The sequence below is a fragment of the Leclercia sp. AS011 genome (genome assembly GCF_037152535.1).
In the GTDB taxonomy this organism is placed as follows: domain Bacteria; phylum Pseudomonadota; class Gammaproteobacteria; order Enterobacterales; family Enterobacteriaceae; genus Enterobacter.
In genome coordinates this window covers 591,841-609,886 of record NZ_JBBCMA010000001.1, presented here as the reverse complement: position 1 = coordinate 609,886, position 18,046 = coordinate 591,841, and the positions used below count along the sequence as shown (strand labels likewise).

The 18,046-nt window shown below is 54.1% G+C and carries 20 protein-coding genes; 6 read left to right on the top strand and 14 right to left on the bottom strand.

Annotated elements, in window-relative coordinates:
* Nucleotide 1: 1 nt before the first annotated feature.
* The 4 genes from motB to flhD all read right to left on the bottom strand — a co-directional run bounded on the left by motB (nucleotide 2) and on the right by flhD (nucleotide 2,869).
* Entirely contained in the window at nucleotides 2-931 is a 930-nt protein-coding gene (motB, locus tag WFO70_RS02845; protein WP_337014575.1) for a flagellar motor protein MotB, read from the bottom strand.
* Nucleotides 928-1,815: a flagellar motor stator protein MotA gene (gene motA / locus WFO70_RS02840; RefSeq protein WP_333849079.1), complete on the bottom strand. Its 888-nt coding sequence runs from the start codon at nucleotides 1,813-1,815 to the stop codon at nucleotides 928-930. Before motA ends, motB begins: the two co-directional genes overlap by 4 nt.
* Nucleotides 1,816-1,937: 122 nt before the next feature.
* On the bottom strand, nucleotides 1,938-2,516 hold the full coding sequence (gene flhC / locus WFO70_RS02835; protein ID WP_333849078.1) for a flagellar transcriptional regulator FlhC: 579 nt from the start codon (nucleotides 2,514-2,516) through the stop codon (nucleotides 1,938-1,940).
* 2 nt (nucleotides 2,517-2,518) lie between these two features.
* Nucleotides 2,519-2,869 (bottom strand): flagellar transcriptional regulator FlhD, encoded by a 351-nt coding sequence (flhD, locus tag WFO70_RS02830; RefSeq protein ID WP_337014574.1) that lies wholly within the window; start codon nucleotides 2,867-2,869, stop codon nucleotides 2,519-2,521.
* A gap of 788 nt (nucleotides 2,870-3,657) precedes the next feature.
* On the opposite strand from flhD, the gene uspC reads away from it, so the two are divergent.
* Entirely contained in the window at nucleotides 3,658-4,086 is a 429-nt protein-coding gene (gene uspC, locus WFO70_RS02825) for a universal stress protein UspC (RefSeq protein WP_337014573.1), read from the top strand.
* A 20-nt stretch (nucleotides 4,087-4,106) separates the two neighbouring features.
* Here the strand turns inward: uspC and otsA are convergent, their stop codons facing one another.
* The 6 genes from otsA to WFO70_RS02795 form a co-directional block, all read right to left on the bottom strand.
* Nucleotides 4,107-5,531: an alpha,alpha-trehalose-phosphate synthase gene (otsA, locus tag WFO70_RS02820; RefSeq protein WP_337014572.1), complete on the bottom strand. Its 1,425-nt coding sequence runs from the start codon at nucleotides 5,529-5,531 to the stop codon at nucleotides 4,107-4,109.
* Entirely contained in the window at nucleotides 5,506-6,312 is an 807-nt protein-coding gene (gene otsB, locus WFO70_RS02815) for a trehalose-phosphatase (protein WP_337014571.1), read from the bottom strand. Before otsB ends, otsA begins: the two co-directional genes overlap by 26 nt.
* Before the next feature lie 175 nt (nucleotides 6,313-6,487).
* On the bottom strand, nucleotides 6,488-7,468 hold the full coding sequence (araH, locus tag WFO70_RS02810; protein WP_337014570.1) for an arabinose ABC transporter permease AraH: 981 nt from the start codon (nucleotides 7,466-7,468) through the stop codon (nucleotides 6,488-6,490).
* Nucleotides 7,469-7,482: 14 nt separating this feature from the next.
* Nucleotides 7,483-8,997, bottom strand: a complete 1,515-nt coding sequence (araG, locus tag WFO70_RS02805; RefSeq protein ID WP_337014569.1) for an L-arabinose ABC transporter ATP-binding protein AraG — start codon at nucleotides 8,995-8,997, stop codon at nucleotides 7,483-7,485.
* Between the two features lie 70 nt (nucleotides 8,998-9,067).
* The gene (gene araF, locus WFO70_RS02800; protein WP_337014568.1) at nucleotides 9,068-10,057 is read right to left on the bottom strand and encodes an arabinose ABC transporter substrate-binding protein AraF; all 990 of its coding nucleotides are present in this window, start codon (nucleotides 10,055-10,057) and stop codon (nucleotides 9,068-9,070) included.
* Between the two features lie 314 nt (nucleotides 10,058-10,371).
* Complete coding sequence (locus tag WFO70_RS02795; protein ID WP_337014567.1) at nucleotides 10,372-10,929, bottom strand: DJ-1/PfpI family protein; 558 nt, start codon at nucleotides 10,927-10,929, stop codon at nucleotides 10,372-10,374.
* Between the two features lie 543 nt (nucleotides 10,930-11,472).
* On the opposite strand from WFO70_RS02795, the gene WFO70_RS02790 reads away from it, so the two are divergent.
* Together WFO70_RS02790 and WFO70_RS02785 are read left to right on the top strand one after the other, a co-directional pair.
* The gene (locus tag WFO70_RS02790; RefSeq protein WP_337014566.1) at nucleotides 11,473-11,976 is read left to right on the top strand and encodes a non-heme ferritin-like protein; all 504 of its coding nucleotides are present in this window, start codon (nucleotides 11,473-11,475) and stop codon (nucleotides 11,974-11,976) included.
* A 170-nt stretch (nucleotides 11,977-12,146) separates the two neighbouring features.
* Nucleotides 12,147-13,490 carry an anaerobic C4-dicarboxylate transporter gene (locus WFO70_RS02785; RefSeq protein ID WP_337014565.1) on the top strand — a complete coding sequence of 448 codons (1,344 nt, stop codon included), beginning with the start codon at nucleotides 12,147-12,149 and terminating at the stop codon, nucleotides 13,488-13,490.
* Nucleotides 13,491-13,570: 80 nt separating this feature from the next.
* Here the strand turns inward: WFO70_RS02785 and WFO70_RS02780 are convergent, their stop codons facing one another.
* Together WFO70_RS02780 and azuC are read right to left on the bottom strand one after the other, a co-directional pair.
* Nucleotides 13,571-13,822, bottom strand: coding sequence for a DUF2766 family protein (locus WFO70_RS02780; protein ID WP_106993370.1), 252 nt, complete (start codon nucleotides 13,820-13,822; stop codon nucleotides 13,571-13,573).
* A 97-nt stretch (nucleotides 13,823-13,919) separates the two neighbouring features.
* Nucleotides 13,920-14,003 (bottom strand): stress response protein AzuC, encoded by an 84-nt coding sequence (azuC, locus tag WFO70_RS02775; RefSeq protein WP_098946254.1) that lies wholly within the window; start codon nucleotides 14,001-14,003, stop codon nucleotides 13,920-13,922.
* A gap of 212 nt (nucleotides 14,004-14,215) precedes the next feature.
* On the opposite strand from azuC, the gene WFO70_RS02770 reads away from it, so the two are divergent.
* Nucleotides 14,216-15,637 (top strand): MFS transporter, encoded by a 1,422-nt coding sequence (locus WFO70_RS02770; protein WP_337014564.1) that lies wholly within the window; start codon nucleotides 14,216-14,218, stop codon nucleotides 15,635-15,637.
* 42 nt (nucleotides 15,638-15,679) lie between these two features.
* Here the strand turns inward: WFO70_RS02770 and WFO70_RS02765 are convergent, their stop codons facing one another.
* Nucleotides 15,680-16,318 carry an RpiB/LacA/LacB family sugar-phosphate isomerase gene (locus tag WFO70_RS02765; RefSeq protein ID WP_337014563.1) on the bottom strand — a complete coding sequence of 213 codons (639 nt, stop codon included), beginning with the start codon at nucleotides 16,316-16,318 and terminating at the stop codon, nucleotides 15,680-15,682.
* 294 nt (nucleotides 16,319-16,612) lie between these two features.
* Here WFO70_RS02765 and yecR point away from each other — a divergent pair, with 294 nt between their 5' ends.
* On the top strand, nucleotides 16,613-16,951 hold the full coding sequence (gene yecR / locus WFO70_RS02760; RefSeq protein WP_337014562.1) for a YecR family lipoprotein: 339 nt from the start codon (nucleotides 16,613-16,615) through the stop codon (nucleotides 16,949-16,951).
* 209 nt (nucleotides 16,952-17,160) lie between these two features.
* A complete protein-coding gene (ftnA, locus tag WFO70_RS02755) occupies nucleotides 17,161-17,658 on the top strand; it encodes a non-heme ferritin (RefSeq protein WP_337014561.1) in 498 nt (165 codons plus the stop codon).
* A gap of 33 nt (nucleotides 17,659-17,691) precedes the next feature.
* Here ftnA and WFO70_RS02750 read toward each other — a convergent pair whose 3' ends face one another.
* A complete protein-coding gene (locus tag WFO70_RS02750; protein WP_337014560.1) occupies nucleotides 17,692-17,931 on the bottom strand; it encodes a YecH family metal-binding protein in 240 nt (79 codons plus the stop codon).
* Nucleotides 17,932-18,046 lie beyond the last annotated feature (115 nt).

Genomic DNA, 18,046 nt, shown 5'->3' with positions numbered 1-18,046 from the left:
ATCACCTCGGATTGGCTGGTGGCGATGTTGGAACGGCAGCCGAAGACACAGGGTCTGGCTGTTTTAAATCATCCAGTGACTCATTCTGACTTTCGGCGTTTTCGTGCAGGATGGCCTGCTCCGCCTGCTTGTTGAGCACTAAGAGACTAATTCGACGGTTGATGGCATCTTCTGGCCCGCGGTCGGTCATGCGCATGGTTGCGGCCATGCCGACGACGCGCAGCACCTTGCCATCGTCCAGCCCGCCGACCACCAGCTCACGACGGGATGCGTTGGCACGATCCGCAGAGAGCTCCCAGTTGCTGTACCCTTTTTCGCCACCGGCGTAAGGGAAATCATCGGTGTGACCGGAGAGACTGACCCGGTTAGGGATCCCGTTCAACACCGGGGCAATGGCGCGCAGGATGTCGCGCATATAGGGCTCCACTTCGGCGCTGCCGGTTTTAAACATCGGACGGTTCTGGCTGTCGATAATCTGAATGCGCAGCCCCTCCTGGACAAGATCGATCTTCAGGTGCGGACGTAACGCACGCAGCTTCGGATCCGCTTCGATCAGCTGATCCAGATCGCCACGCAGTTTCTTCAGGCGCGCCTGCTCCATGCGTCTTTTCAGCTCATCAACGTTAGGCTCGCGTTTTACTTCACCCTGCTTTTGCGTGTAGTCATCTCCGCCGCCCGGGATCGGGCTGTCGCTGTTGGAGATACGCGGACCCGTCGACACCGCCGTTGCCAGCGGGGTACGGAAATACTCAGCTATCTGAATCAGCTCTTTCGGGCTGGAGATAGAGATCAGCCACATCACCAGGAAGAACGCCATCATCGCGGTCATAAAGTCCGCATAGGCGATCTTCCAGGAGCCATGGGAGCCTCCCCCATGCCCTTTGTGCTTGCGCTTTTTGACTATGACGATGGGATGGGACTGGTTTTTCATGCGTCCTCAGTGCTCGTCTGCTGGTTTGGGTTCTTCACCGCGCGCACGTGCTCTTCGAGTTCGATGAACGACGGACGCTCGCTGGAGTACAGGGTTTTACGGCCAAACTCGACGGCAATCGGCGGAGCATAACCGTTCAGGTTGGAGAGCAGCGTGATTTTGACGCACTGCATCATCTTGGTGGTTTCAGCGCTCTTCTGGCGTAAAACGGTCGCCAGCGGCGAGATAAAACCGTAAGCCAGCAGGATCCCGAGGAAGGTCCCCACCATGGCGTGGGCGATCAGCGCCCCCAGCTCGGCCGCCGGACGATCCGCAGAGGCCAGGGCGTGAACTACCCCCATGACCGCCGCAACGATCCCGAACGCCGGCAGGGAGTCGCCCACCATCGCCAGGCTGTTGGCGGGCACTTCCGCTTCGTTTTCGTGGGTTTCGATCTCTTCGTCCATCAGGGCTTCGATTTCGAAGGTGTTCATGTTGCCGCTGATGATCAGACGCAGATAGTCGACGATAAATTCGAGCATCATCGAATCCGCAAGGATCCGCGGATAGCTGGCGAAGATCTCGCTCTCTTTCGGATTCTCAATATCGCGTTCCAGGGAGAACATCCCCTGTTGACGTGACTTGGCCATCAGGCGATAGAGCAGCGCCAGCAGGTCCATATACATACTTTTGGTGTATTTCGAACGACGGAACAGTAACGGCAACGCTTTTAACGTTCCCTTGATCGCCTTGCCGTTGTTGCCAACGATAAACGCCCCTACCCCTGCACCACCGATTATGATCAGTTCGGCCGGTTGATAGAGTGCCCCAAGGTGCCCGCCGGTCATCATATAACCGCCGAAAACTGTACCGAGAACTACCAGGTAACCTAATACGATAAGCACGACATCATCCTTCCGCTAGTGACTTTAGCCAGGAGACAGAGTTCGGGGTTTAGCCGTCCGCGGGGCAAAAAAAAGCAGCGGTAATTTCTTACCGCTGCTGGAGTCTTGCCCGTAGGGTCGGGTTAAACAGCCTGTTTGATCTGTTCATCCAGCAGTTGTGGATTACTATCGGCAACATCCCGGGAAAGTTTACGTCTTTTTACCGCGCGAGACGGTGGTTGGCACAAACTGCAGGCAAAGCTGCCCGCGGGCTGATGTGCGTGGGTGATAAAGTTACCGCTGCAGCAGTTGCAGCGGGACAACTCAAGCAATCCGCTTTCCACAAAACGCACCAGCGTCCATGCGCGGGTCAATGCCAGCAAAGGGCCCTCTTCAGGCTGCGGGCACTGCTCAAGGTAAAGTTTGTACGCTTTAATCACCGCATCAACGCCGCTGCATAAGCCGGTCTTGAGCAGATACTGCCAGGCATTACAGAACATGGAAGCATGAATATTCTGCTCCCACGTCATAAACCAGTCGGTGGAGAAGGGCAGCATGCCTTTTGGCGGCGGGCTACCACGTAATTCTTTATACAGCTTGATAAGACGACCACGGCTCAGCTGTGTCTCGCTTTCAAGCATTTGCAAACGAGCACCAAGCGTAATCAGTTCCATCGCCAGTTGAATGTCACGCGCTTCCTGAACAATGCTCTTCTCACTCATGATTAGGCTCTTTTCTTACGGGCTGCGTCATCAGGCTGGCTGATTTCATTCAGCAAACGCGTTGAAAGCAAAATACCGGTGTGAACCTGCTGCAGATCGTCCACGCGGGACTCCTGCGTCAGCTGGGTGACAGTCTGGTGATTATCGAAACGGAACTGGCACACCAGTTGGTTAGTTTCAGCCAGTTTAACCATCTGCGGCAGCGTTAATCCGCCAAGCGTTGCCGCCATCTCTTCCTGAATACCGAGACGGAACATGGCAGAGGCTTTGTCCTGGCTAATCAAACGTTGTGCAAGCAATAAATATGACAGGTTGATGTCATAAATGTGTTTTAGCAATTCGGATGTATTCATTTATTCCTTCCCGAATAACACTCTATTCTTGTGCGGTAGACCGCACCCCGTGATGTCGCCGGGAAAACCCCGGTAAAAAAAAGAAGAAAAGGCTAAAACGTATAGTTGAATTAAAGTCTGTATTGATGAATCACGTAAAGAAAAACAAAAATTGCTTCCTGGCAGTTATCATTTCTTACATTTAACTAAGACTTTTCCTAATTCGGTGCAACTCTACCCGTCCGATGTAGGACATACAATGCAGCCCCGCCCAAAATTTAAAATAAATGTGACCTACGTCACATAATTTAAGTGAATCTGATCCAAAAATCCATCAGTATCACTTCTAAATTGTTCACATTTTGAGCAAACAGCAGCCGGATATATTCTGTATGGCCGAATATTCATGCACAAGTATGAACAAACCCGGCACGTTACTTGCGGGGGGTTGACAAGTTACAATTTTGCAAAACCGCATAACATATCTAAGATAGAAACACTCAATTAAGCGATTGAAATTGAAGAAATAAAATAAGCTTAAATACGGAAGTATTTTCTTTCGTTTACGGCAGAAGGCGTGTTACAGAGGGGTAATCCCCTTGTTTTTTCGGGGAATTTATATATATGATTTCCGTTAAGAACGCTAATGTACCCCCCTCAGGAGGGTTTAGCGCTGTTCATTACATAAGAATATTTAATGAATAATTATGATAAGTATCACATGAATGTCACTACCCCCCCTTGCGCCAGCAGAAAAATCGCGCTAAAGCTGAGGAATAGCTAATGTACAGATACGTCCGGAGGGTACAATGAGTTACTCCCATATCCTTGTTTCCGTTTCTGTTTCTCCTGAAAGCCATCAACTGGTCGCCAAAGCGGTGTCAATCGCCCGACCGACCCAGGCACGCATCACCCTGCTCACCCTTTCCGCCGATCCTGAGATGTATAATCAACTGGCCGCCCCCATGCTGGAAGATATTCGTGGCGTTATTCAGGAAGAAACCCAGCAATTTCTGGACGATTTAATTGCACGCGCAGAATATCCCATTGCCCAAACACTTTGTGCGTCGGGCGAATTAAGCGCGCGGATACTTGATATATGTCAAAAGCAGAGCGTAGATTTGGTGATTTGCGGAAATCATAACCACAGTTTTTTTTCTCGTGCAGCCTGTTCCGCGAAAACAATCGTTAGCAACAGTAAAGTGGATGTGCTGTTAATTCCACTCAGCGCAGTTTAATGCGCTGAGTGAAATATTTATCAGGCAAGTTTAGGGAAGGTTACGACCTTTTTTTGCAGGTTGCTCTCCGCGCTGCGGGGGGTGATCTGATTCAGATCCTCAATGAAACGCGCCTGCCAGCGATCGATATCGTTCTCGCGGATCACCTTCATCATATCCGCGTGGCGTGAGATACGCTCCGTCAGCGGCATATTCAGCGCCCGGTGCAGGGCATTGGCCACATCATCCCGATCGTAAGGATTGACGATCAGCGCCGAGGTCAACTCATTGGCGGCCCCAGCAAACTGCGACAGCACCAGTACCCCCGGGTCGGCCGGATCCTGCGCGGCAACGTACTCTTTCGCCACCAGGTTCATGCCATCACGCAGCGGCGTTACCAGGCCGACATCGGCATAGCGGAACACCTTCATCAGGATTTTACGTTCGAAATGCTGGTTTAAGTAGAACAGCGGGGTCCAGCCCAGCTGACCGTAGCGGCCGTTAATGCGCCCGGCTTCGTTTTCAAGCTGGTGACGAATGTCCTGATAGGCCTGCACTTCCCCGCGCGAGGTCGGCGCGATCTGGGTGTAGCGGATCTTACCGTGGTGCTCGGGGTATTTCTCCAGCAGGGTCTCGTAGGCCTGGAAGCGTTCGGGCAGCCCTTTTGAATAATCGAGACGCTCAACGGAAAAGATGTTTTTAACGTTCTTCAGCTCTTCTTTAAGCTGCGCCAGCTTAGGCGGCAGTGGCCCTGAGGCCTGCCCGGCAATCTCGTCCGGCTCGATACCAATCGGGTAGACCTCGGTGCGGAAGCGCTTGCCCCAGGCGGAGTGCGAGTCATCGTCATGGGCCGTCAGCCGCGTTTTGCTGGCCACGCTGTCGAGGAAGGCCAGGCGGTCGTTTTCGGTCTGGAAGCCCAGCAGATCGTAATCGCAGAGCTGTTCAAGCAGCTCGTCGCTGGGTGGCAGCGCGTTGAAGATCTCCGGCGTCGGGAACGGGATATGCAGGAAGAAGCCGATGCGGTTGTTGATGCCGCGCTTGCGCAACTCGCTGGCAAACGGCAGCAGATGATAATCGTGGATCCAGAGCGTGTCGTCCTGCTGGACTAACGGCTGCAGCTTATCAGCCAGCAGGCTGTTCACCCGCGAATAGCCCTCCCAGGCCTCGCGCTTAAACTTCACCAGGTCGAGGCGATAGTGAAATGCTGGCCACAGTACGGCGTTGGAGAACTGGCTGTAATACTCATCATAATTCTGTTCACTGAGATTAAACGAGGCCCAGGTGATGTTCCCGCGCGTCACCTTTTTTAGCGGTTTGTCCTCGTCACCAATCTCTCCACTCCAGCCAAACCAGAGTCCCCCCGTACTTTTTAACGCCCCCAGCACCCCTACAGCCAGGCCACCTGCGCTGGCTTTTTTGTCGTCCGGGGGAGCGATGCGATTAGAAACTACGATCAAGCGACCCATAAGGTTTTCTCCTGTTAATTTGCGCTATTTCTTTTTCTTGTTGATGGTTAGCGGCTTTTATTACCCATTGCCAGACGTCGGGTACCGTTGCCAGCCGCCAGCTGGCTTTGGTCTCACCCGCGCCGACCTTCACTGATACCCCTTTAAGCTGGTTGACCACCTCAAAGCCATGCTCATCGGTCAGGTCATCGCCAAAGAACACCGGCGTTCTGCCGAGGAACGGCGCTTCATGCATAAAGGCAGAGATAGCTTCCCCTTTATGGATGCCCCTCGGTTTGATTTCAACCACGCATTTACCCGGCTGTAGCGACAGCTGCGGATTATCATGCACTATCTGCTCCGCCAGATTGAACACTTCCTGTTGATACTGGGGAGCCTGGCGATAGTGGAGCGCAAAGGCCATCCCTTTGGCCTCCAGCTCGGTACCTGGCAGACATAACAGTGCCGTCGTCAACTGCGCATGCAGCGTCTGGACCAGATCGGGAGGAAGGGAAACGGTTTGCGAATGACCATGGATGTCGCGGCGCTCCGCCCCGTGTACACCGGCAAGCGGGAAACGGTAGGGTCCGGCGAGCTGATCCAGCTCGGCCATTGAACGCCCTGATATCAATGCCAGTGCCCCCTGATTCAGCTCAGCAAGCTGATTCAGCGCCTCTAACACTTCGGTGGGAACCGCCACCTCATCGGGATGCGGCTGGATGGTTGCCAGCGTTCCGTCAAGGTCAAAAAAGTACGCATAGTTTTCAGCTAATAACGGCGGTGAAGTTAACGTATCGGCCACCCTGATCCTCCTTACAGTTGGCGAGATGAAAAACTGTTAACATCTCAGTAGCCATGTAAGTATAGACAGTGTGACGGCGCTCGCCATTTGACAACCCCCCTCCCGCTGCGGCTGGAAAGGGGGTTAAGGTCGCGACTACACTTAAAAGTTAGGTCGCAAAAGGCAGGAAAAAGGGTCAGATAGTACGCTTGGCTTTTTGTTTGTAACGGTCGAAGATCACCGCTGCAAGCAGGATCAGGCCACGTACCACGTACTGCGAGAACGGAGAGATGTTCAACAGGTTCATGGCGTTCTCTACCGTCCCCAGGATCAGGATCCCCGCCACCACATATGAGATTTTTCCGATGCCGCCCTTCAGCGATACGCCGCCTAAAACGCAGGCAGAGATGACGATCAGCTCATAACCGATGGAGGTCATCGGCTGACCGCTGGTCATACGCGACGCCAGGATAATCCCCGCTGCCGCCGACACCAGGCCGGAGAGCACGAAGATAATGATCTTGGTGCGGACCACCGGAACACCGGCCAGACGCGCCGCCTCTTCATTACCACCAATTGCCAGGGTATTACGGCCAAAGGTGGTTCTGTTCAGCAGGAAACCAAAGATAATCAGGCAGCCGACGGTGAGCCAGATAGGCGCAGGCAGACCGAGCCAGTTGGCGTAGCCGAGGGTGAAGAAGCGCTCGTCTTCAATCCCCACCGCTTTACCGTCAGAGATGATATAGGCCAGCCCGCGCACGATTTGCATGGTGGCAAGGGTAGTGATCAGGGCGTTGATTTTCAGGCGTGCAATCACGAAGCCGTTCACCAGCCCGCTGAGCACCCCGAGCAGCAGCCCGGCCGCCACGCCAATCCACAGGCTTTCGGTCATGTTGATGACCACCGCGGTGGTGACCCCGGCGCAGGCGATGACCGAGGCCACCGACAGGTCGAAGTCGCCGGACGCCAGACAGAACAGCATCCCGCAGGCGACCATCCCGGACATGGAGATCGCCAGGCCCAACCCCTTCATATTAATGAAGGTGGCAAAGTTAGGTACAAAAATGGCGCAGCCGAGGAACAGCACGGCGAAAACCACCAGCATGCCGTATTGATCCCAGATCCGCCCGAAGCTGAAGGCCGATTTCGGCGCTCCGGAAGTAGTGACAGAGGACATCTTATTCTCCTTACTCAGGCGACAGCCTGGCTGACTTTAGGCATGGCGAGGCTTAACGCCTGCTGTTCATTCGCCTGTTCATGAAGCAATTCACCGGCAATGGCCCCTTCACGCATCACCACGATTCGGTCGGCCACACCCAGCACTTCCGGCAGGTCGCTGGAGGCAAAGAGCACCGCCACGCCACGTTTTGCCAGGGCGTAAATCACGTTATAAATCTCATGCTTCGCCCCCACGTCGATGCCGCGGGTCGGTTCATCCAGCAGGATCACCTTCATCTCTTCCGACAGCCAGCGGCCGAGGATCGCCTTCTGCTGGTTCCCGCCGGAGAGGTTCATGATCAGCTGCTCAGCGCCCGGGGTTTTGATGTTCAGCGAGCGAATGTGGTGATTGGCATTGCTGACCTCCCAGGTGTCGTTAATCAGACACCCTGCGCGAATGGTCTTGCGGCGCGCCGAGATATTGATGTTGTCCCGCACCGAGTGCACCGGAATGATCCCCTCGGCTTTACGGTCTTCCGGGCAGAGCATCATCCCCGCACGAATGGCGTGCGCCGGTTTCTGAATATCGACCGGCTGGCCGTCGATAAAGACCTGGCCGCCGGTGATGCGGGTGCCGCCAAACAGCCCTTTCATCAGCTCGCTGCGCCCTGCCCCCACCAGCCCGAACAGGCCGACAATCTCGCCGCTGCGCACGGTGAGGCTGATTGGGGTGCGCACGCCCGGAGCTTTCACCTCTTCCAGACGCAGCAGTTCGCCGCCGTACTGGCGTGGCTCCCAGTGGTAGATATCGCCCAGTTCGCGACCCACCATCGCCTGCACCAGCTGGTCATGGTTGACCTGCTGCATATCGGTGAAGGTGCGAACATAACGGCCATCCTTGAAGACGGTGATTGCATCGCTGAGGGCGAAGATCTCTTCCATACGGTGCGACACGTACAGAATGATGCGTCCCTCTTTACGCAGCTCGCGGATCACCCGGAACAGGTTCTCGATTTCGCGCGCCGACAGAGAGCTGGTCGGTTCATCAAAGGCGATGACTTTGGCATTGCGCGCCAGCGCTTTGGCGATTTCCACCATCTGCCACTGGCCGATGGAGAGATATTTCAGCGGGGTCTGCGGGTCGATATCCAGCCCAAGGTGCTTAAGTTGCAGACCGGCTTCATAGTTGAGCAGCGAACGGTTCACAAAACCGCCCTTGTGCGGGAGCTGCCCGAGATAGATGTTTTCCGCCACCGTCATCTCCGGTACCAGATGCAGCTCCTGGTAGATGATGGCGACGCCAGCGTTCAGCGCGGCAGTGGTGTCCGCAAAGGCGACCTCTTTGCCCTGTAACGCCAGGGTGCCCGTCGTGGGGGCATAGTTACCGCTGAGGATCTTCAGCAGCGTGGATTTTCCAGCGCCGTTCTCTCCCATCAGGGCATGGACCTGACCCGCATAGCAGTCAAAGCTGATGTCGGTAAGCGCATTGACACCGGGAAAGGTTTTGCCGATGCCGCGAAATGAGAGATAGGGTTCAGACTGTTGCATAACGTCTCCGGGGATCGAGTAGTGAACGTCTGGCCCCCCCATGGCTTGCGGGGGGCGCAATCACAGTAAATTACTTACCGCCCAGTCCTTTTTTCTCCAGCTCGGCTTTGAAGTTGTCACGGGTGATCAGCACCACGTCGGTCACTTCAGTATATTTCGCCGGCTCTGCCCCTTTGGTGACCCAGTTGTAGAGCATTTCGCTGGATTTGTAGCCGTGAACGTCCGGGCTTGGCAGCAGGGAGCCGTAGAAGCCAGTCGCCTGGGCTTTAGAGAGTTCGCTCACTGCATCCACGCCATTGATGCCGATACCGACAACGTCTGCCGCTTTGAAGCCCTGGCCTTCGGTAGCGCGCACGCCGCCGAGCACGGTGTTGTCGTTCATCCCGACCACCAGCCAGTGTTTCACTTCAGAGTGCTGAACCAGCATGGAGTTGGCCGCATCGAAAGCGCCCGGGATATCGTTAGATTTGGTTGGCACTTTGTAGATCTGTTTTTCCGGGAAGCCGGCGGCTTTCAGGGCATCCATCGAACCGGTAGTACGGCGGCGGGCGGTATCCAGCTCGTCGGCGGTAATGGCCATTACGGCGGTGTCTTTCACATCCCAGCCGCGTTTTTGCATCTCTTTATACAGCTCCTGGCCCTGACGCTCGCCGATTTTGGTCGCCGCCATCATCACCAGCGGCACGGTGTCCATCGGTGCGCCTTTGGCGTTGACGAACTGGTCGTCCACCGCGATAACCTTCATGTCATAGCCGCGCGCTTTCGCCACGATGGCGGAGCCCAGTTTTGGATCCGGAGTACAGATGACAAACCCTTTCGCGCCGCTGGCCGCCAGGCTGTCGATGGCGTTCAGCGTTTTTTCACCGTCCGGTACAGCAATTTTGATCACTTCAAAGCCCAAATCTTTCCCGGCTTTATCAGCGAATTTCCACTCCGTCTGGAACCATGGCTCTTCCGGCTGCTTCACCAGGAAACCGAGCTTTAAGTTCTCCGCCATAGCGGATTGTGACATAACGGCAGCCAGACCGATGGCCGCCAGCGCTTTAGTAAATTTGTGCATGGTTAACTCCAGCTTTAGCGTTCTAATATGTAGGGGAAACAACATCTCAATTCTGCTTAATCGGACTTAAAACAAGGCATTAGCGCCATGCGTGTTTAAACCGCATTAGCTTGAGATAGTTTTAGCGGGAAATTAATCATCCATAAGAGAGCGCCATCACACGGCAGAATTACAGTAATTGCGTACATACATTCAGCGAAAAATGACATAAATCGAAGGGGATTTGTCAGACAATTCGAAAGGGGCAAAGCAGATTAGTCCATAAGATCAGCTAAGATATCCTTGTCAGACGGGCGCAGGCGCGCCCAACGATCTTACCAGGGATAGTAGATGTGCTCGGCATGGTCGCGCACCGGGGCTTCATCCCTCAACAGGCGCGCAGAGAGGGTCAGCGCGAAGTCGAAAGCCAGGCCCAGACCTTTGCCGCTGATGAGGTTGCCGTCTTCCACCACCGGGGCATCGACATAGACGCCGTCCTCAACGCCCTGCCAGAGATCGCCTGAACAGACATAGCGACGCCCTTTCAGCAACCCGTTCCCCCCCAGCACCCGCGCGGCGGCGGAACAGATCGGCGCGATAATCTTGCCCGCTTCGTCATGGGCGGCGATAAAACGCACCACGTCGGCGCTGGCGGCGAGATTGACGCTGCCCTGCGGCCCGCCCGGCAAGACCACGGCATCATAGTAAGTATCAATTTTCTCGCTCAGGGTACTGTCCGCAACCATCGGGATTGAATGGTAGCTCACCACCGCGCGCGACCCGGCGCAGGCCAGGGTTTCTACCTCAATGTTGAGACGGCGCAGGATATCAATGGTGATGATCGCTTCCGCCTCTTCAAATCCGGGTGCCAGCAGCACCGCAACCTTTGCCATAAGAACTCCGCTAGTTATGAAGATAAAACAATGTTTCATTTTCACAGAGTGCCGGTCGGTAAACTTCCTGCGGGATCACATATCGCACTATTTTCTACAAAAATGATCCTGCGCAATTTTCCTCAGATGTAAGTTTTTACTCATAACAAGAATTATCTTCCTCCCGCCTGGCAGAAATAATTATCCATTTAATTGCTAAGCGCATTTTTCGCTGCTACACGATGAAAGATAAATCAATATTATCAATTAAACTGTTCTAAATTCATACAAAACAATAAATAACAATGACTTGTATGTTGCTGGTTTTTGTCTGACTCGCGCAGAATCCTTCACTGTTGGTAATTCCCACCAGGAAGTAAGGTTTAGTAAGAATATATTTATGAGGATTTTCTTATGCCCCTTCTACTGTTATTATATTTTTAAGAGATTTCTGAAGTGAATTAGAGATCACATACAGGGAAAACAGAATGCTTTTATTCTGTAGTGAACTATCGTTAATGATGATTATTTTTAGGTTACATAAACGAAGAAAAGGGAATGGATATGGCTGTCTCGGATATGATTAACAAGCTCAACACGCAGATGAACCTGGAGTTTCACGCGTCAAATCTCTCTTTGCACCTCAGCGAGTGGTGTTCTGAACATCATCTGACCGGTTCCGCGACCTTCCTGCGCAGCCAGGCGCAGAGCAACGTCACCCAGATGATGCGCGTTTTCGATTATCTGAAAGCATCGGGCGCTATGCCGGTTGTGAAACCCGTTGATATGTCTGATGAAGACTGTACCTGCCTGGAAGCGGTGTTCCAGCGCACGCTGGAAGAGTATGAACAGCGCTGCCTGACGCTGAATGAACTGGCGGATGAAGCGCGAAAAATGCAGGATATCTCCACGCTCAACTTCCTGCACGATATTGAAAAAGAGCAGCAGCAGGATGGGGTATTACTGAAAACTATCCTCGATGAAGTTCGCCAGGCGCGTCGCACCGGTATGGGTCTGGAACAGACCGATCGCCACCTGCTTAACGTCGTCAACTGCCAGCACCACTGATTCTGCACTTCACGTTTCTTACCCGGCCTGTGCCGGGTAAGTTTGTTACAAAAATGCAACCAACCCTTTGCTTTTATTAATCTTTAACAAATCCGATCTGGCTCCCACCGAATAACCCTTCTCCGTGTAATGATTTGCGAAAATTTCATTTTCACAGACGAGGGAAACGTATGATTACCGTTGAATTTGTTGTCATTATTCTGTGCCTGCTCATCGGCACCCGGTTCGGTGGGATGGGACTGGGGCTGATAAGCGGTATTGGTCTGTTTATTCTCAGTTTTGTCTTTGGGCTCCAGCCCGGCAAGCCTCCGGTGGACGTCATGCTGACGATCCTGGCGGTCATTGGCTGCGCGGCCACCTTGCAGACCGCCGGTGGGTTAAACGTGATGATGCAGTTTGCCGAACGGCTGCTGCGGCGACATCCGCAACACATTACCCTGCTCGCCCCCTTCACCACCTGGATGCTCACTTTCCTCTGCGGAACTGGCCACGTGGTCTATACCATGTTCCCAATCATCGCCGATATTGCGCTGAAAAAAGGCATCCGCCCCGAGCGCCCGATGGCAGTGGCATCCATTGCCTCGCAGATGGCGATCACCGCCTCGCCGGTGTCGGTGGCCGTCGTCTCGCTGGTCTCCATTCTGGCCGCGCAGCACGGGGTGGGTCAGGCATTTGGCATACTGCAGATCCTCGCGATTTCTGTCCCGGCCTCGCTGGCCGGGGTAGCGATTGCCGCCCTCTGGAGTCTGCGCCGCGGCAAAGATCTGGCCGACGATGCGGAGTTTCAGGCCCGGCTGCAGGATCCTGAGCAGCGTAAATTCATCTATGGCAGCACCGACACCTTGATGAATCAGCGCTTCCCGAAGCAGGCCTACTGGTCGACGTGGATCTTCTTTGCCGGGATTGCCGTCGTGGTTGTGCTGGGTGCCCTGCCCGAGCTGCGTCCTGCCTTTGAGGTAAAAGGCAAAATGACGGCGCTGTCGATGAACCTGGTGATCCAGATGATGATGCTGATTGCCGGGGCGGTGATGCTGATGGTGTGCAAAGTGAATGCTGCGGCGATCTCCAACGGGGCGGTGTTTAAGGCCGGGATGGTGGCGATTTTCTCGGTCTTTGGCGTGGCATGGATGAGCGATACCTTTTTCCAGGCGCATCTGGATGAGCTGAAGATGGCGCTGGAAGGGGTAGTAAAAAGTCACCCCTGGACCTATGCCATTGTGCTGTTCCTGGTCTCGAAGCTGGTCAATAGCCAGGCGGCAGCCCTGACCGCCGTCGCGCCGATGGGGTTAATGCTGGGGATCGATCCGAAGATGCTGATTGCCTTCTTCCCGGCGTCTTATGGCTATTTCGTTCTGCCGACCTATCCCAGCGACCTTGCCTGCATTGGTTTTGACCGCTCGGGCACGACGCGCATCGGCAAGTTTATTATCAACCACAGCTTTATTCTGCCGGGGCTTATCGGGGTAAGCTGTGCCTGCGCGGTGAGCTACCTGCTGGTGCAGACCTTCCTCTAACCCGCATTCCGGGCGACCCCAGGTCGCCCGTTCACATTATTCTCACAAAACCATTTCTAAATTCAAAACGTCGGTTTATTTTAGTGAGACTCGCCCTGCGGGGTGAACTTCAGTTCAATCAGGGCAATGGCTTTCTGTACGGCGCGCAGCGTGACGGGGTCGGCCGAGGCAGGATTGCTGGCGAAATCGATGTTTCTCAGCTGGCTGGACATCTTCTCGCGCACCTCAGCGGGGGCGATGATTTCAATGACATCAAGGATTTGTTTGATGACCAGCTGGCATGCAACGACGTCAGAGATCAGTTCCTGATCGGCACTCAGGTTTTGAGACATAGGCTTCTCCTGTTTGAAAGGCCGCCATAGTAGCAAAACCGCCGCCCGGATGCGGCCTGCAGGCATAAAAAAACCTGCCGTAGCAGGTTTTTTCTTATCAGAACATCGCGCCTGGCGGTACGTCCTTGAAGGTCTTGCAGTAGGATTCAAACATGCTTTTCAGGATTTTGCGCAATTTCATCATTATGCTCCGGCTAAATGTTATGCAGGTGTTATTGTTGATGCGCTAATAATATGACCCCCATCACAAAAATCAATGATTTTGTGATATTCATCACGCCAGTTTATTTAAAATAAAACGGCGTTCCTGTTAAAAATAAATATAAATCATGTCATTAGCAGCATGTTTGTTCCTGTAAATTTTTAAAAAAAATTTGATGTGGCAGAGGAAAAATGACCGAAAACATCTCCGGTAAAGCGACCAGCGGGATCTCTCCCGCTGCGCTGTTGGTAGCGGGTGCCTTCTTTATGGAGTTTCTCGACGGGACGGTGATCGCTACCGCGCTGCCCGATATGGCGAGAAGCTTTGGCGTGCAGGCGGTGGATCTCAACATCGGCATCAGCGCCTATCTCATCACCCTCGCGGTGCTGATCCCCGCCAGCGGCTGGATCGCCGACCGCTTTGGTGCCCGCAAAGTCTTCACCCTTGCGCTGGCTATCTTTACCCTCGCCTCGGTGCTGTGCGGCCTCGCCACCAGCGTCGACCAGTTCGTCGCCATGCGCGTCCTGCAGGGGATGGGCGGCGCGCTGATGGTGCCGGTCGGACGGCTGGCGGTGCTGCGTACCACCCCGAAACATCTGCTGATTACCGCCATCGCCACCCTCACCTGGCCCGCGCTGGTGGCACCGATCATCGGCCCGCCGCTGGGCGGGTTTATTACCAGCTATGCCAACTGGCGCTGGATCTTCTTTATTAACGTGCCGCTGGGGCTGATTGCCATCGTGCTGGCGCTGCGCATTATCCCGGACATCTATGAAGAGACCCGTCGCCCGTTCGACACCCCGGGCTTTATTGCCACCTCGGTGGCGATGGTGAGCCTGGTCTGTGCCATGGAGATGATGGGGGCGCAGGAGGTAAATACGCTAATCACCTTCGCGCTGCTGGCTGTCGGGATGGCTACCCTGATCTATGCCCTGCGGCATTTCAGGCGCGCCGAATGGCCGATGATCCGCCTCGACGCCCTACAGGTGCCCACCTTTCGCGTGACGATGTATGGCGGATCGCTGTTTCGCGCCTCCATCAGCGCCGTTCCCTTTTTACTGCCGCTGCTGTTCCAGGTGGGATTCGGCATGGACGCGTTTCACTCCGGTCTGCTGGTGCTGGCGGTATTTGTCGGCAACCTGACCATCAAACCGGCGACCACGCCGTTGATTCGCGGGCTGGGCTTTAAAAAGCTGCTGCTGATCAACGGGGCGCTCAACGTGCTGGCCCTGCTGGCCTGCGCGTTTCTGACGCCGCAGACGCCGGTATGGGCGATCATGCTGGTGCTCTATCTGGGCGGCGTATTTCGTTCCATTCAGTTTACCGCCATCAGCACCCTCGCCTTTGCCGACGTCCCTTCCCCGCAGATGAGCTATGCCAATACCCTGTTCTCTACCGCTACCCAACTGGCGGTGGGGCTGGGGATCACGCTGGGTGCTATCGGGATCCGTATCGGAGAGCTGTGCAGTGAGATGCTCGGGATAGCGGCGCTTCCGGGGATCAGCTTTCGGTTGGCGTTTGTGGCGATTGCGCTGGTCTGTCTGCTGGGGATGTTTGATACCCTGCGGCTGGTGAAAGATGCCGGCAGCGCGGTATCCAGAAAACAGGCATAAAAAAAGCCAGCGTATGCTGGCTTTTTCACAGGTGCTGGCAACTTAGCCGATAAGACCGCGGACAAAAGCTTCGATCTCTTTATCCTGGCAGTTCTCGAAGAAGCACTGCTGGAAACGCTGACCGGTTACTGCCGTTTTGACCAGCTCTGGATCGATCGCGCGCAGGGTGTCGAGATAGTTCTCTTTAACGACCGCGGCTTTCACCTGGTTCAGGATGCCGGCGTTGCGAACCTGAGGCTCTTTACGCTCTGGCGGATAACCTTCGCCGTTACGCCCGGTGAAGGCTTTTTCGAAGATGAAGCGCACGTTCAGCTCTGCGCCCCAGCCGAAGCCTTTGGCGAATGGCAGGGAGAGCGCGTTACCATTGTTGATCTGGGCGAACAGGAACGCATCCGCCGGATCGATACAGTAGCCGCACACCACGCCCGGGTGGATGTTCAGGGACATCAGCGCGCCCTGGCCGGTACCGCAACCGGTCACCACGAAATCCACCGCTTTCGAGTTCAGCAGAATGCTCGCCATGATGCCCAGGTGAATATAGGTCAGGTGGTGATCGTTTTCGTCGCTCATCCCAACGTTGTAGACCGGGAAACCTTTCTCTTCAGCAACGGCGTTCAATTCCTTGAGGATGATGGCGTTTTTTGGCGCCTGGCTGTTTTCCATCATCAGTGCAATTTTCATTCTTCGTCTCCTGAATGCGATGCGGGGCATCCCGCTGTGAATAGCTTACCTGTTCAACCTTACTACTAAGCAAACACACTTTCAAATTAAGTGAAAAATAGTTTCAAAAAACAAAGATGCGCTCACAATTTTGTACTCAGGCGCATTTTTTCCCACGGAGAAAGACGAGATGGCACAGAATTGAAGGAGCCAGCGGTCGTGGCAAAGAGAAAGGGCAGAACAGGTGTTTAATCCTGGCATTGCGGTGCACATCAGCCGCTAGTATAAGGTATTTCAACGCATTCAGAGTGTTCTATGAAGAGATTATGCACTGGCGGCCTGCTCCTGTTACTGGCAGGCTGCGGCGTCACCCGGCAAGCAGAAGTCAGCAGCGTCGACGTCACGTCAGGCGTCGTCATGCTCAATTACGATCAGGCTATGTTGCAGAACGCCCGCTATGATGATTACGTCACCAGCGGCACCGCAACCCGTGAATGCCAGACCATGGGATACAGCACGGCGATGGCCTACGGTCAGCCGGTTAAAACCTGTAGCCTGATTAGCGGCTCGCTGTGCCTCAATGAAACCATGACCATCCAGTACAAATGTTATGGCTATGCCCCGCCGCCCGTCGTCACGACGTCCGCCTGGTAATAATTCCGTTGCCAGCGATCCCGCTGGCAATAATATTTTAAACACGAAACAGAATAATTCTCATTAATATAACTTAATCAGCCGCAATGCGTTTTATTCCCATTCGTATTATGATTGTTTAAATATTTATTTTACTTTTTGCAAATAAATAAATAACAAATTATAGTGACGCTCACGTTGACCTTTAAATAATAGTCCGGAGCGACACCATGCTTAAAAATGAAATGATCGACAAGCTTAATGAGCAAATGAATCTGGAGCTTTACTCCTCTCTGCTCTATCAGCAGATGAGCGCCTGGTGTAGCTACCACAGTTTTGAAGGGGCAGCGGCCTTCATGCGCCGTCACGCGCAGGAAGAGATGACCCACATGCAGCGTCTCTTTGATTACCTTACCGATACCGGCAGCCTGCCGCGCATTAACCCGGTGGCCTCGCCGTTTGCAGAGTACACCTCCCTGGACGAACTGTTCCGCGCTACCTACGAGCACGAGCAGCTGATCACCCAGAAAATTAACGAACTGGTGCATGCCGCCATGACCAGCCAGGATTATGGCACCTTTAATTTCCTGCAATGGTATGTGGCAGAACAGCATGAAGAAGAGAAGCTGTTTAAATCGGTTCTCGATAAACTTTCTCTGGCCGGGAAATCCGGTGAAGGGCTGTACTTTATTGATAAAGAGCTGTCGACGCTCGATGCCCAAAATTAATATGACTGCGGCGCCTTCCGGCGCCGCATTATTTTAATGACGACAGATTTTACTTTCGTGGGTTGAAAACCCGCTATCCAGTGGAATAAATTTCCCGCGAGCCGCCAGAAAAGCCACCAGCTCCGCCGCACTCATTTCCGCCGCCGAACAGGTGTGAAAACGTGCGTCCTCACCAAACCGCGCGGTAATTGCCGCCACCAGACTCTCTTCGGTGTACTGCTCACCGGAATCAATCATCATCGTCAGCACATCGTGCCCATGAACAGATGCCATAACCCCTCCAGAATAAAAGATGCAGCCTGACAGGTTCCTCCCCTGCCCGCCTTGCGCTGGCGCAGGAATCGCTGTTGATTTCCATCCTGACGACTCCTGATTAATATCGTAAATA

Coding starts and splice junctions, on each gene's coding strand:
- motB (WP_337014575.1), bottom strand. CDS start 931: ATGAAAAACCAGTCCCATCCCATCGTCATAGTCAAAAAGCGCAAGCAC.
- flhC (WP_333849078.1), bottom strand. CDS start 2,516: ATGAGTGAGAAGAGCATTGTTCAGGAAGCGCGTGACATTCAACTGGCG.
- flhD (WP_337014574.1), bottom strand. CDS start 2,869: ATGAATACATCCGAATTGCTAAAACACATTTATGACATCAACCTGTCA.
- uspC (WP_337014573.1), top strand. CDS start 3,658: ATGAGTTACTCCCATATCCTTGTTTCCGTTTCTGTTTCTCCTGAAAGC.
- otsA (WP_337014572.1), bottom strand. CDS start 5,531: ATGGGTCGCTTGATCGTAGTTTCTAATCGCATCGCTCCCCCGGACGAC.
- araH (WP_337014570.1), bottom strand. CDS start 7,468: ATGTCCTCTGTCACTACTTCCGGAGCGCCGAAATCGGCCTTCAGCTTC.
- araG (WP_337014569.1), bottom strand. CDS start 8,997: ATGCAACAGTCTGAACCCTATCTCTCATTTCGCGGCATCGGCAAAACC.
- araF (WP_337014568.1), bottom strand. CDS start 10,057: ATGCACAAATTTACTAAAGCGCTGGCGGCCATCGGTCTGGCTGCCGTT.
- WFO70_RS02795 (WP_337014567.1), bottom strand. CDS start 10,929: ATGGCAAAGGTTGCGGTGCTGCTGGCACCCGGATTTGAAGAGGCGGAA.
- WFO70_RS02790 (WP_337014566.1), top strand. CDS start 11,473: ATGGCTGTCTCGGATATGATTAACAAGCTCAACACGCAGATGAACCTG.
- WFO70_RS02785 (WP_337014565.1), top strand. CDS start 12,147: ATGATTACCGTTGAATTTGTTGTCATTATTCTGTGCCTGCTCATCGGC.
- WFO70_RS02780 (WP_106993370.1), bottom strand. CDS start 13,822: ATGTCTCAAAACCTGAGTGCCGATCAGGAACTGATCTCTGACGTCGTT.
- azuC (WP_098946254.1), bottom strand. CDS start 14,003: ATGAAATTGCGCAAAATCCTGAAAAGCATGTTTGAATCCTACTGCAAG.
- WFO70_RS02770 (WP_337014564.1), top strand. CDS start 14,216: ATGACCGAAAACATCTCCGGTAAAGCGACCAGCGGGATCTCTCCCGCT.
- WFO70_RS02765 (WP_337014563.1), bottom strand. CDS start 16,318: ATGAAAATTGCACTGATGATGGAAAACAGCCAGGCGCCAAAAAACGCC.
- yecR (WP_337014562.1), top strand. CDS start 16,613: ATGAAGAGATTATGCACTGGCGGCCTGCTCCTGTTACTGGCAGGCTGC.
- ftnA (WP_337014561.1), top strand. CDS start 17,161: ATGCTTAAAAATGAAATGATCGACAAGCTTAATGAGCAAATGAATCTG.
- WFO70_RS02750 (WP_337014560.1), bottom strand. CDS start 17,931: ATGGCATCTGTTCATGGGCACGATGTGCTGACGATGATGATTGATTCC.